The organism is Janthinobacterium sp. EB271-G4-3-2 (assembly GCF_020858035.1).
Classification (GTDB): domain Bacteria; phylum Pseudomonadota; class Gammaproteobacteria; order Burkholderiales; family Burkholderiaceae_D; genus Janthinobacterium; species Janthinobacterium aestuarii.
The window spans coordinates 17,152-30,688 of the sequence record NZ_JACYMG010000002.1 but is presented as its reverse complement, the minus strand read 5'-3'; the positions used below and the strand labels follow the sequence as shown (position 1 = coordinate 30,688).

Annotated in this window: 8 protein-coding genes; 2 read left to right on the top strand and 6 right to left on the bottom strand. The window is 66.5% G+C overall.

The genetic code is table 11. The annotated features are described in order from the left end of the window. Positions 1-152: 152 nt before the first annotated feature. Positions 153-3,503 carry a S41 family peptidase gene (locus tag IGS55_RS05115; RefSeq protein ID WP_230515348.1) on the top strand — a complete coding sequence of 1,117 codons (3,351 nt, stop codon included), beginning with the start codon at positions 153-155 and terminating at the stop codon, positions 3,501-3,503. Positions 3,504-3,508: 5 nt separating this feature from the next. Here the strand turns inward: IGS55_RS05115 and IGS55_RS05110 are convergent, their stop codons facing one another. The 5 genes from IGS55_RS05110 to prpR form a co-directional block, all read right to left on the bottom strand. After that, entirely contained in the window at positions 3,509-4,228 is a 720-nt protein-coding gene (locus IGS55_RS05110) for a LytR/AlgR family response regulator transcription factor (protein WP_230515347.1), read from the bottom strand. Beyond that, positions 4,225-5,283: a sensor histidine kinase gene (locus IGS55_RS05105; protein WP_230515346.1), complete on the bottom strand. Its 1,059-nt coding sequence runs from the start codon at positions 5,281-5,283 to the stop codon at positions 4,225-4,227. The genes IGS55_RS05110 and IGS55_RS05105 overlap by 4 nt, the downstream gene beginning before the upstream one ends. Positions 5,284-5,286: 3 nt before the next feature. Continuing rightward, on the bottom strand, positions 5,287-6,159 hold the full coding sequence (locus tag IGS55_RS05100; RefSeq protein ID WP_230515345.1) for an alpha/beta fold hydrolase: 873 nt from the start codon (positions 6,157-6,159) through the stop codon (positions 5,287-5,289). Positions 6,160-6,249: 90 nt separating this feature from the next. Next, a complete protein-coding gene (locus tag IGS55_RS05095; RefSeq protein WP_230515344.1) occupies positions 6,250-7,188 on the bottom strand; it encodes a phytanoyl-CoA dioxygenase family protein in 939 nt (312 codons plus the stop codon). A gap of 24 nt (positions 7,189-7,212) precedes the next feature. Beyond that, positions 7,213-8,838: a propionate catabolism operon regulatory protein PrpR gene (gene prpR, locus IGS55_RS05090; protein WP_230515343.1), complete on the bottom strand. Its 1,626-nt coding sequence runs from the start codon at positions 8,836-8,838 to the stop codon at positions 7,213-7,215. 211 nt (positions 8,839-9,049) lie between these two features. Here prpR and IGS55_RS05085 point away from each other — a divergent pair, with 211 nt between their 5' ends. Then, positions 9,050-12,709 carry a sensor domain-containing protein gene (locus IGS55_RS05085; protein ID WP_230515342.1) on the top strand — a complete coding sequence of 1,220 codons (3,660 nt, stop codon included), beginning with the start codon at positions 9,050-9,052 and terminating at the stop codon, positions 12,707-12,709. Here IGS55_RS05085 and xth read toward each other — a convergent pair. Then, a complete protein-coding gene (xth, locus tag IGS55_RS05080; protein ID WP_230515341.1) occupies positions 12,706-13,470 on the bottom strand; it encodes an exodeoxyribonuclease III in 765 nt (254 codons plus the stop codon). The genes IGS55_RS05085 and xth overlap by 4 nt on opposite strands. Positions 13,471-13,537 lie beyond the last annotated feature (67 nt).

Below are 13,537 nucleotides of genomic sequence, written 5' to 3'. Positions count from 1 at the left end.
AAAACCCGCCCACGCAAGTGGCGCGGGTTTTTTTACGTCTTTGTGGGCAATAAAGAAGGTTTTCTTTGGCCTCAGTTATGCCAGAATTGCTGTCCGGTATCGACATGATGTCCATGCCGTCTCATCGCCCTGACCGCTATCTGGATGCCCACATGAAAATTTCCCGCACTCTTGCCTTGCTCCTGTTGTCCGCCGGCCTGCTGGCTGACGCTGCCGCCGCGCCTGCCGGCAGCTATTTCCGTTTTCCCGCCGTGCGCGGCGATACCGTCGTCTTCACGGCCGAAGGCGATTTGTGGAAAAGCAATCTGCGCGGTGGCGCGGCGCAGCGCCTGACCACGCATCCCGGCTATGAAACGAACGCGGCGATTTCGCGCGACGGCCAGTGGCTGGCGTTTTCCGCCGCCTACGAAGGGGCGCAGGAAGCGTATGTGATGCCGTTGGCAGGCGGCTTGCCGCGCCGCATTTCATATGACAATGGCGGCGTGCTGGTGCTGGGCTGGACGGCGCAGGGCGAGGTGCTGGTCAGCACGCAAAACACGGATGGCCCGGCATCGCGCCGCATCGTCGCCGCCATCGACCCCGTAAAACAGACGCGGCGCGTATTTCCCGTGGCCGACGCCAACGACGCCGTGCTCGACGACTCTGGCAAGACGCTGTTCTTCACGCGTTTCGGCCTGGCCATGACCAACGACAATGTGCGCAACTACCGGGGCGGCGCGCATGCCACCCTGTGGCGCTATGACCTCGATGGCAAGGGCGAGGCCGTGCGCATGCATACGGAGCCTGCCGTGTTGGCTGGCAACAACAAGCGCCCCATGTGGTGGCAGGGCCGCGTCTATTACATCAGCGACGCGGGCGGCAGCGACAATCTGTGGAGCATGCTGCCCGATGGCTCCGACCGCCGCGCCTTGACGACCCATACGCAGTGGGACGTGCGCAATGCGCAGCTGGGCGATGGCAAGATCGTGTATCAATTGGGCGCGGACCTGCAGGTGCTGGACCTGGCGGCAGGGACGGACTCGTCGCCATTGCCGATCAGCCTCGTGTCCGACTTCGACCAGCAGCGCGCGCGCCAGATCCGTTCGCCGCTCGACACCCTCTCGAACGTGCAGCTATCGGGCAAGGATGAGCGCATCATCCTGACGGCGCGCGGCAAGGTCAGCATCGCCGGCACGGGCAGCCTGCGCCGGGTCGACATCGCCATTCCCGACGGGGCAAGGGCGCGCGACGCCGTCTTTTCCAGCGACGAAAAATCCGTCTTCGCCATCGTCGACACGAGCGGAGAGAATGAAATCTGGAAATACGCCGCCGATGGCTCGGGCAAGGGCGAGCAACTGACGACGCAGGGCGACAACCACCGCTGGAAACTGTATCCGTCGCCGGACGGGCGCTGGCTGGCCCACACGGACAAGAAGGGCCGCTTCTGGCTGCTGGACCTGGCGACCAGGGGCAACCAGTTGATCGACGATGCGGGCAAGGCGGGCGTGGACAAGCACGACGAAGTGCAATGGTCGCCCGACAGCCGCAACCTGGCCATCGTGCGCGTGGCCAGCAACGAGCAGCGCGAGCAGATCGGCTTGTATAACCTCGCATCGAAACAGCTGCAGTTCGTCACCAGCGACCGCTATACCTCCGGTTCGCCCGTGTTTTCGCCTGATGGCAAGTGGTTGTACTTCCTGTCGGCGCGCAATTTCCAGCTGGCCAATGGCTCGCCGTGGGGCGACCGCAACATGGGTCCCGTGTTCGACAAGCGCGTCGGCGTGTATGCGCTGGCGCTGCAGCCGGGCAACCGTTTCCCGTTCCAGGCCGACGATGAGCTGAGCCGTCCTGGCGTCAAGCCGGCCGAGACGGACGATGAAAAGGCGGCCGAACAGGCGGCGGAAAAGGCATTGGAAAAGGCCGGCGGCAAGTCGGCCGTGAAAAAGGCGCCTGCCACCTTGCCGGCCATCGTCAGCCAGGGCCTGGCCGAGCGTTTGTATGAAGTGCCGCTGGCGGCGGGCAACTACAGCGCGCTGGCCGCCGACGACAAGCGCCTGTATTTCCTCGAGCGCGACAGCGGCGAGAACAAGTCCAGCCTGAAGACCTTAGCGATTGGCAATACCGACTCCAAGCCGGAACTGCTGGTGGCCAATGTGCGCGAATTCGACCTGGCGCAAGATAAAAAGCATTTGTACTACAGGACAGCAACCAGCGCGGCAGCCACCGGCCCGGGCGAGATGCTGGTGATCGAGGCGGGCGCCAAGCTGCCGGCCGACCTGTCGAAAGCCAAGGTCAAGGTCGACGACTGGACGTTCGTGTCGAATCCGCGCCTGGAATGGAAGCAGATGTTCAACGATGCCTGGCGCCTGCACCGCGACTTCCTGTATGACGCGAAGATGCGGGGCGTGAACTGGAAGGCGGCGCGCGACAAATATGCGCCGCTGGTCGAGCGGGTCACGGACCGCGCCGAGCTCAATGATGTACTGGGCATGATGGTGGCCGAAGTGGGCGCCCTGCATTCGCAGATCCGTCCCGGCGAATTGCGCCGCACGGAGCAGGAAGGCACGCCGGCGGGCCTGGGCGCCGTGCTGGCGCGCACCAGCGAGGGCTACCGGGTCGAGCATGTCTACCGCAGCGAAGCGGAATTGCCGTCGGCGCGCGCACCGCTGTCGCGGCCTGAAGTGGACGTGAAGGAAGGCGACGTGATCACGGCCGTCAATGGCAAGGACGTGCTGGCCGCGCGCGACATCAGCGACCTGCTGTTGAACCAGGCCGACAAGCAGGTGCTGCTGCAAGTCAAACGTGGCAAAGGCGCGCCGCGCGCCGTCATCGTCACGCCCGTCAACATGGCGAAACAGACGGCGCTGCGCTATGGCGACTGGGAATTGAGCCGCGCCGAGCAGGTGGCTGCCGCCTCGCAGGGACGCATCGGCTACCTGCATTTGCGCGCCATGGGCGCCAATGACATTGCCTCGTTCGCGCGCGATTTTTACGCCAACATCAACCGCGAAGGCCTGATCATCGACGTGCGGCGCAATAACGGCGGCAATATCGACAGCTGGATCATTGAAAAACTGCTGCGCAAGGCCTGGGCTTACTGGGCGCCGCCGGGCGTGCAGCCGTCGTCGAACATGCAGAACACCTTCCGCGGCCACCTGGTGGTGCTGGTCGATGAACTCACGTATTCCGATGGCGAGACCTTCGCGGCCGGCATCAAGGCATTGAAACTGGCGCCGCTGGTGGGCAAGCGCACGGCCGGCGCCGGCGTCTGGCTCAGCGACAATACGCGCCTGGCCGATAACGGCATGGCGCGCGTGGCGGAAAACGGCCAGTTCGGCATCGATGGGCAGTGGCTGATCGAAGGCGTGGGCGTGGTGCCGGACGTGGAGGTGGAAAACCCGCCGCACGCCACCTTCAATGGCGCCGACCGCCAGCTGGAAGTGGCGCTCGACATGCTGGCGAAAAAGCTCAAGGAGCAGCCGCGCCCCGCCTTCCAGGCGCAGCCTATCCCCGCGCTGAAGTAAGGCTGTTACAGGCCGCAGGCGGCCTTGAACTGCTGCGCGCGGCGGCGCGACACCTCGACCACGCTGCCGTCCTGCAGGTGCAGGTCGAGGCCATCGGCGGCGTTCGGCGCCAGTTGCGCCACCTGCGCCAGGTTGACGATCTGGCGCCGGTTGGCGCGCAGGAACAGGGCGGGATCGAGCTTTTCTTCCAGCTGGTTCAGGGTGCGCAGCATCAGCGGCCGCTGTGCGCCGAAATGCACGCGCGTGTAGTTGCCTTCCGATTCCAGCAGGCGGATATCGTCAAACGCGACAAACCAGCAGCGTTCCCCATCCTTGATGAAAACCTTGCGCGGCGCGGGCGGCGGCACGGCTTGCGCCCGCGCGCCGGCGCGCGCCAGGGCCGTGGCCAGGCGCGCCGCCTGCACGGGTTTTTGCAGGTAGTCGAGGGCGCTCACCTCGAACGCCTGCAGCGCGTACTGGTCGAAGGCCGTGCAAAAGATGACGTCGGGCGCCTCATCGAGCGCGGCCAGCAGGTCGAAGCCGGAGCCGCCCGGCATCTGCACGTCGAGCAGCAGCAGGTCGGGGCGCAGCTTGCCGATCTGCGCGACGGCATCGGCCGCGCTGGCCGCCTCGCCGACGATCTCCACGGCGCCGTGCTGCACATGCGGCGCCAGCAGCCGGCGCAGCTCGGCGCGCGCCAGGCGCTCGTCATCGACCAGCAGCACCTTGAGCGGCGATCCGTTCATGGCGGCTCCGGCAGGTCGATGGTGGCGTAGACCCAACCCGCCTGCTGGCGCAAGGCCAGGCTGGCGCGTTCGCCGCAGGCCAGCTGCAAGCGCTGGCGCGCATTGCGCAAGCCGATGCCGGTGGAGCCGGACGCGCCGCGCAGTTCGCCCGTGTTGGCCACCTCGATCTGCAGCATGTCCACGCCGGCGCCGCGCTGCGCCGCAATGCGGATGTCGCCGCCATCGGCGCTCGCTTCAACGCCGTATTTGACGGCGTTTTCCACCAGCGTTTGCACGGCCATGGGCGGCACGCGCACGTGTTCCAGAGCGGGCGCGCTGATCGCGATCGCGAAGCTGACGCGCAGGCGCTCTTCGAAACGTATTTGTTCGATGGCCAGGTAGGCGCGCACGGCGTCCAGTTCGGCCGCCAGCGGCACGGTGGCATGCTGGCCGGACTGCAGGGCGTGGCGCATCAGGCCCGCCAGCTGGTCGATCATGTGCGCGGCCGCGTCGCGGTCTTCGAAAATCAGCGCGCGCACGCTATTGAGGCTGTTGAAGAAGAAATGCGGATTGACTTGCGCCTGCAGGGCGCGCAGCTCCGCTTCCCGCCCATGCAGCTGCAGGCGCAGGGTTTCCGCTTCCAGGTGGGCGGCGCGGCGCAGCGACAGCGCCGTGAAGTAAAACACCGTCCAGGTCAGGAATACCCCGAACCAGAACAGCAGGGCACCGGGCAGCCAGGCCAGGCCGCGCAGGACATCGGGCGGATACATGACGTGAAAGGCGGCCGTCACGCTGGCCGTCTGGATGGCGGCCAGCACGATCAGCGACGGCACGATGCGTGTCCAGCGCAGGCCGTTCGCCGCCCAGCCGCGCCGCTGCAGGACGCCATGCCACAGGTGCGACAGCAGCAGCCCTCCCAGCGAGCCCCAGCAGGCAATCGCCACGACGATGCGCAGCTGCGAGGAGCCGCCATACACGCTGTTGAACAGGGCGAGCGCGCCCCAGCCGGCCAGCTGGAAGGTCCAGTACCAGTTGATCCTGGCCAGCGGCGGCGGCCGGTGCAAGGGGGCGTTCACCGCTTAGTCCAGGAACTGTTCGATGCGCGCAACCATCCAGTCCGGCTGGTCGTACATGATGAAGTGGCGCGCCGTGTCGGCCAGCGCGATCTGCACGCCGGGCAGCTGTGCATACTGCTGCTGGAAGGTCGCTTCGATGGCGGCGCGCGGCGCGTAATCCTTGTAGGCGATCCAGGTGCCCAGCACCAGGGTCGGCGATTTTATTTTCGCCACGTCCTGGCGCAGGTCGCTGGCCATCAAGGTGCCCATGGCGTTGATGACGGTTTCGCGGTCCGAGCGCTGGCCCCAGCCGATGATGCGTTCCACGTCGGCCGGCGCGCTGGCCATGCTGCTTACCGTGCGGCGCTGGCTGGCGGCGTAGGTGGCGCCATCCTGCGCGCGCATGGCCGCTTGCATCTGGCTTGACATGGCTTGCAGCTGCGGCGGCGTGATGGAGGGCAGCTGCGTCGCGCCCAGCGCCGGCAGCGAGTCGACGATCAGCAGCTTACCCGTCTGCCGCGGATGGTCGATGGCCATTTTCAGGGCCAGGAAGCCGCCCAGGCTATGCCCGATGATGGCCGGCTGGCCCAGTTTTTTCGCCACGATGTAATCGGCCAGTTGCTGCTCGGCTTGCGCCAGCAGGTCGCCTGCGATGGGCGCCACGCCGGCAAAGCCGGCCAGGGTCAGTACGTGGCATTGGCGTGCGGCTTGCGGGCCGCACAGGCGCGCCACCGTGCCCTGCCAGACTTCGCCCGACGACGCCAGGCCGGGAATCAGGATCAATGGGCGGCCCTGGCCCGTGACTTCGACCTTGAATGCGTTGGGGGCGGCGGCCTGGCTGGCGCCTGCCTGCAGCAAGCTGGTGAGCAGGATACAAGTGTGCAGTGTTCGTTTCATGGGGTACTCCTCCTTGACGACCATGCTAGCGGTGCAGGGGGCCGGCAGCCAGCGCCGCGGGATGAACGGCGGCAGGGCGGGATGAGTGGTTCATATCCACACATGCTGGTCCTGGCAATGGTCGGGAAGGTAGGTCAGGTATTGCACCATGCGCGGCGCCGGGCCGCGGTTGGGCGTGGCGCAATGGGGCAGGGCCTGGTGCCAGATGATGAAGTCACCGGCCATGCCGTCGACGGGCACGGGCCGCAAGTTGTCGACGGCCCATTCGCGCGGCTGGCGCCCCGGCGGCACTTGCCGCAGCCAGTCGGCCATGTGGTGCTGGAAGCCGGGCACGCAGTGAAAGGCGCCATGCTGCGCGGGACAGTCGCTCAGGTACAGCATGCCTTGCAGCTTGAAGGGAACCGGCTGTTGCAGGCTGACGTCCCAGTGCAGGGCACTGCCAGGAAAGCTGTGCTGCGGCGTTTCCGGCGGATTGAAGCTCACCTTGTCGATGCTGGCGTAGATGCCGGTGCTGGTACCGGCGCTGGTGTCATATAGCTGCTGGCAGGCGTGGCGGATGTGTGCGCTGTGGCGGTTTTCCTCGAGGGCCCGATGGTCGGAAAATTGCAGCATCAGGCCCCGCTTGCCCGGGTGCGGCCGGTACCACGATGCCGGATCATCGGGGCTGGCGCCCAGGTAGTCCCAGATGGCCGCCCGGGCAGCTGCGCACTGCGCGCGCGGCACGGCGCCGCGCAGCACCAGATAGCCGTGCTCCTCGAAATGGCGCAGCTCGGCGGCGGACAGCACGTCCTGGTGGGGGCTGGCGGCGTGCGCCGGACGGATGCGCGTGCGGCCAGCCAGCCACGCCTGGAAAGCTTCCAGGGTAGGGCGTTGCTGGAACAGGAACTGCATGGCGTCTTCCATGGAAATGCCGCGCGCGTACAGCGCCTTGATGTCCCGGTGGTCGCGCGCCAGTCCCTGGTTGCCGCTCGCGCCACCATGTCCCGTGCAGCGCTGCCATAAATCGTGCAAGTGGGGCCAGTCGTCCATGGTGTTTTTTGTATGGTTGAAAAATCAGCCGGCGCGCAGGCGACGCCACAGCGTGGTGCGGCTGATGCCGAGGTAGTGGGCGGCGGCGTCGCGGCGTCCGCCGAAGCGCGCCAGCACTGCGCTGGCGCTTTCGTCTTCCAGGCGAGGCGGCACGGTGGCGGCAGGCGCCGGCGGCAGCGCCGGCGTGCCTGCGGCGTTGGCCAGTTCCGGCGCCACGCCCAGCACGAAGGCGGGCGTCAGCGCCTGCAGCGGTTCGGCGGCCAGAAACAGGGCCAGGCGCTCGGCCAGGTTGCGCAGTTCGCGCACGTTGCCGGGCCAGTCGTAGCGGCGCAGCAGCGGCGCGCAAGCCTGGACTTCCGCGTGCAGATTGGGGTGCGGACGGGCGCCCAGCGCGGCCAGCGCGTTTTTCAGCGACCATTCCGCCAGGCCGGGAATATCGCTGGCGCGTTCGCGCAAGGCGGGCAAATGCAGGCGCAGCACGGCCAGGCGGTAGAACAGGTCGGCGCGGAAGCGGCCTTCGCGGATGCGCTGCTCCAGGTCGCAATGCGTGGCGCTGATGATGCGCACATTGATGGCGACGGGCCGCGTGCCGCCCACGCGCACCACTTCGCGCTCTTCCAGCACGCGCAGCAGCCGCGTTTGCAGGGCCAGCGGCATTTCACCGATTTCGTCGAGGAACAGGGTGCCGTGGTTGGCCGCTTCGAACAGGCCAGCATGGCCGCCGCGGCGCGCGCCCGTGAAGGCCCCATCCTCGTGGCCGAACAGTTCCGATTCCAGCAAGGATTCGGCGATGGCGCCGCAATTGATGGCGATGAAGGGCCGGTTCGCGCCCAGGCTGCGCGGGCTTTCGCGGTGGATCGCCTGCGCCACCAGTTCCTTGCCGCTGCCCGTCTCGCCCTGGATCAGCACCGTCGCCGGCGAGCGCGCAAACAGCACCACCGACTGGCGCAGCGCTTCCATCGCTTCCGATTCGCCGCGCAAATCGTGCAGGCCGTGGCGTGCGCGCAGGGTGTCGGCCACCGCCGCGCGGCGTCCCCGCGTCGATTCGATCTGCGTCAGGCGCGCCAATTCCAGCGCGTCGTCGAAGGCGCGCCGGATGGCCGTGGCCGAATACACGAAGACGGCGGCCAGCCCGGCTTCCTCGGCCAGGTCGGTGACGAGGCCCGCGCCGACGACGGCTTTCACGCCCGCCGCCTTCAGTTCATTGATCTGCGCGCGCGCGTCTTCCTCGGTGGCGTAGGTGCGCTGCGCGATCTGGAAGCCGAAGGTGGCGGCGAATTCGGCCAGTTCCGGCATCGGGTCCTGGTAGGTGACGACGCCGATGTGCGGCGAGATGCGCCGCGCGCGCGCCAGCGCCTGCATCACGTCGTAGCCGCTGGCCTTGGCGATGATGACGGGCACCGACAGCCGGCCTTTCAGGTAGGCGCCGTTCGAGCCGGCCGCGATGACGGCATCGCAGCGCTCCGTGGCCATGCGTTCGCGGATGTGGCGCACGGCGTCGTCGAAGCCCAGGTTGATCGGTTCGATCGTCGCCAGGTCGTCGTATTCGAGCGTGATGTCGCGGAACAGGTCGAACAGCCGCGAGACGGAGACGGTCCAGATGACGGGTTTGTCGCGGTGATCGAGCGGAGGTTGGGGAGGGCGGCGCATGCTTTATTCTAAACGATTTGTTTCATTTTCTTGCCATGCAACGGGGTTGCAACGAACGTGTTGCAAGTGGTCTGTGGCGTTTCAGATATTGCCAATGAGGAATATGAAAAAACCCCGGGAAACTGGTTTATGATCTGACAGCACCATGATGCTTGTGAGAATTTTTGCTCAGGCACATGTTTATCTCGTCCTTAACCGTCCCATGGTGTCCATGAACCGCGTACCGACCAGTCCCGATTTCATCGCCGATGCCTTGCAGTTGATCGCCTTGCCGGCCTGCGCCTGCGATGCCTGCGGCATGGTGGTGGCGGCGAATGGCGCCTTGCAATCCTTGCTGGGCACGGATATAGCGGGCCGGCTGCTGGCCGACTGCTTTACGGACGCCTACCGCGCATCGAGCACGAGCATGCTGCGCGGCGCGCTCGGTGCGGCCGGGCGCGAGCGGCAGTGGGACAGCAGTCTGCAAGGGGTGTCGGGCGCCATCGCCGTGCAGATATGGTCCAGGCCGCTGCTGGTGGACGACGGCTTGCCGGGCGCGACCCTCGTGTTTGCCGACATCCGCGTGCAGCAGCGCGATCAGCAAGCCTTGCGCAAGACCATGCTGGAGCAGCAGGCCATCCTGGAAAGCGCGGCCGTCGGCATCATCTTTTCCAAGGGCGGCTTCATCGAGGAATGCAATATCCGCGCCGCCGAGATGCTCGGCTATGCGCGCCACCAGCTGACGGGCATGCCGGGCGCCGTGCTGTATCGCTCCGCCGAGCATTGCCGCGCGCTGGGGCTGGAAGCGGCGCCGCTGCTCTCGAAGGGCAAGCCCTACCGCACGGAGCTGGAATTGCGGCGCCAGGACGGCAGCTTGTTCTGGAGCCGCCTGCACGGGCGCGCCGTCGATCCCCTCAACACGCACGACGGCACGGTCTGGATCATCGAGGATATCAGCGACCACCGGCGCGATGAAGACCAGCTGCGCCGCGCCATGCTGGAAATGCAGGCCGTGATGGACAACGCGCCGCTGGCCATCGGTTTTCAGCGCGACAAGGGCGTGCTGCGCTACAACCGGCGCTTCGCCGAATGCTTCGGCTTCGATGGCGACAGCGGCGTGGGCCTGGCCGTCGCCGACCTGTATCCGTCGCGCGCGGCCTACGAGAACGTCGTGCGGCAGGCCGCGCCCCTGCTGCGGCGCGGCCTGCCGTTCCAGGGCGAGATGGAGATGCGCCGCCGTGATGGCTCCACGTTCTGGGCGCTGGCCTACGGCTATGTGCTGAACCCGGAAAACCAGCCCGACCGCGCGCTGCGCGACACGATCTGGCTGTTCGATGACCGCAGCGCGCAAAAGGCGGCCGAGGAGGCGACGCGCCAGCTGATGCTCGAGCAGCAGGCCATCCTCGACAATGCCTCCGTCGGCATCCTGTTTTCGCGTTCGCGCCTGATCCTGCGCTGCAATCCCCGCTTCGCCGAAATGTTCGGCTACACGCAGGACGAGATGATCGGCCTGCCCGCCGCCGAGCTGTTTCCCTCGCCCGCCGCCTACGAGGCATTCGGCGTGCAAGCCACGCCGCTGCTGGGACAGGGCTTGCCGTACGAGCAGGACGAATCGCTGTTCCGCCGCCGCGACGGCAGCCTGTTCTGGTGCCGCATCCGCGCCAAGGCCGTCGACCAGACGCACAGCGAGCAAGGCGCCATCTGGATCCTCGAAGACATCACGGCCAGCCGCCAGGCGCAGATGGAAGTGGCGGCCATCATGACGAATGCCTCGGTCAGCATCCTGTACACCAAAAACCGCCAGATCACGCGCTATAACCTGGGCTTTGCCGCGATGTTCGGCTACAGCGGCGACGAGGCGCTGGGCCTGCCGGGGCGCGCGCTGTACGTGTCGCAGCAATCGTACGATTTATTGGGCGCGGCCGCGTTTCCCTTCCTGTCCGTCGGCAAGCCCTTCCAGACGGAAGTGGAGATGATGCGCCGCGACGGCAGCACTCTGTGGGCGCAGCTGATCGCCTATGTCGTCAACCCGGACGACCCGGCCGCCGGCACCATCTGGATCATCGAGGACCGCACGGAAGCCAAGCGCGCCGAAGAGTCCCTGCGCAACGCGCTGCTGGAAAACCAGGCCATCCTCGACAGCGCCGTGCTGGGCATCTCGGTGATAGAGGGCGGCTACAATTTGCGCGCCAACAGCAAGATGGAAGAGCTGTTCGGCTATGGGCCCGGCGAGATCAACGGCCTGTCCGTGCGGGCCCTGTATCCGGACGTGGCCGCGTGGAAGGTGGCGCGCGGCGAGACGGCGCGCGATTTTGAGGCGGGGCGCGTGCACATGTCGGAATACCAGCTGGTGCGCAAGGATGGCAGCCGTTTCTGGGCGCGCCTGTCCGGCCGGCCGTTCGACCTGGCGCATGCGCATGGCCGTTCCGTGTGGCTGGTCGACGACGTGACGGCGCGCCGCGAGGCGGCCGAGGCGGTGCGCCGCGCGCGCGACGAACTGGAACTGCGCGTGCAGGAACGCACGGCCGAACTGGCCGGCGCCAACCTGCTGCTGCAGGGCGAGATCGCCGAGCGGCGCCAGGCCGAGGCGCGCGTGCATCACATGGCTTACCACGACAACCTGACGGGCTTGCCGAACCGCGCGCTGCTGTCGGACCGGCTGGAACGGGCCATGCTGGCCTCGCAGCGCTCGGGGCGCAAGCTGGCCGTGATGTTCATCGACCTCGATCGCTTCAAGACGATCAACGATTCGCTCGGCCACATGACGGGCGATTTGCTGCTCAAGGAAGTGGCCGCGCGGCTGTGCGGCGCCGTGCGCGCCAGCGACACGGTGGCGCGCCTCGGTGGCGACGAATTTGTCGTGCTGGTGCCGGGCATCCGCGGCGGCGACGAAGCGGCGCGCGTGGCCGAGAAAATCATCGAGGCGCTCACGCCCGCCTTTCCGCTCGACGGCCATGTGCTGCACGTGACGCCATCGATCGGCATCTGCGTGTATCCGGACGATGGCGGCGACGTCGACGCCCTGATGCGCCATGCCGATGCGGCCATGTACCACGCCAAGGGCAATGGCCGCAACAACTACCAGTTCTTCACGCAGACGATGAACCAGGCGGCGGCCCTGCATTTTGATCTGGAAAGCAGCTTGCGCACGGCGCTGGCGCTGCAGCAGTTCGAGCTGGTTTACCAGCCCGTCATCGATATCGCCACGCGCCGCCTGCACGGCATGGAAGTGCTGCTGCGCTGGCGCCGTCCGGGCCAAGGCCTGGTGCTGCCCGACCGCTTCATTCCCATCATGGAGGAAAACGGCTTGATCGTGCCGGTGGGCGAATGGGTGATGCGCCAGGCCTGCGAGCAAAGCATGGCCTGGCAGCGCATGGGCTTGCAGCCGGTGCCGCTGGCGGTGAATCTGTCGCCGCGCCAGTTCATGCACAAGGGCCTGGTGGCGGCGATTGGCGCCGTGGTGCGGGAAACGGGCATCGATCCGTCGCTGCTGGAATTCGAGATCACCGAAACGGCGTTGATGCAGCACGGTGAGCATACGCTGGAGATTTTGCGGCAGATCAATGGCATGGGCCTGCGCCTGTCGATCGACGATTTCGGCACCGGCTATTCCAGCCTCGCTTACCTGAAGCGCTTCCCCGTGAAGAAGGTCAAGATCGACCGCGCCTTCATCAAGGACCTCGAGCACAGCGCGGAAGACCGCGCCATCGTGGCGGCCATCATCGCGCTGGCCGACAGCCTGCAATTGTCGGCCGTGGCCGAAGGCGTGGAAACGGAGGAACAGTTCGCGCTGCTGCAGGCGAATGGCTGCCGCTATGCGCAGGGCTATCTGTTTTCCGCGCCGGTTCCAGCTGCGAATGCGCAATCGCTGCTGGAACGCTTGCCTGCTTAGTCGATAGTGGCCACCACCGGCGCATGGTCGGACGGCTGTTCCCACTTGCGTGGCACGCGGTCGATCACGCAGGCCGTGCAGCGGGCTGCGAGAGCGGGCGAGAGCAGGATGTGATCGATGCGCAGGCCCTTGTTCAGGCGGAAGCCCAGCTGGCGGTAATCCCACCAGCTGAACGATTTTTCCGCCTGTTCGAACAGGCGGAAAGCGTCCGTCAAGCCGATGTCGAACAGGCGCTGCAGGGCGGCGCGTTCCTTGTCCGAGACCAGCACCTGGCCGGCCCAGGCGACGGGATCGTGCACGTCGCGGTCGTCGGGCGCGATATTGTAGTCGCCGACGACGGCCAGCTGGGGGTGCTGCAGCGCTTCTTCGGCCAGCCAGTCGTGCAGGGCGGACAGCCAGCCCAGCTTGTATTCGTATTTGTCCGAGTCGACGCTCTGGCCGTTCGGCACATAGGCGCAGACGACGCGCACGCCTTTGACGGTGGCGGCCAGGATGCGCTGCTGCGCATCTTCATAGCGCGGGTTGTTCTTGACCACGTCGGTGATCGGCAGCTTCGACAGGATAGCCACGCCGTTGTAGGTTTTCTGGCCGCTGAAGACCACCTGATAGCCGGCCGCCTCGATCTCGGCGACGGGGAACTTGTCATCCGTGAGCTTCGTCTCCTGCAGGCACAGTATGTCGACCGGGTTGTCGGCCAGCCATTGCAGCACTTGCGGCAGGCGCACTTTGAGCGAGTTGACGTTCCAGGTGGCGAGTTTCATGGGAAAAATCCTTGCTTGAATAGGTGGCGATAGGCGCGAATCTTACCGCATGCGTGTCGATGGCGTC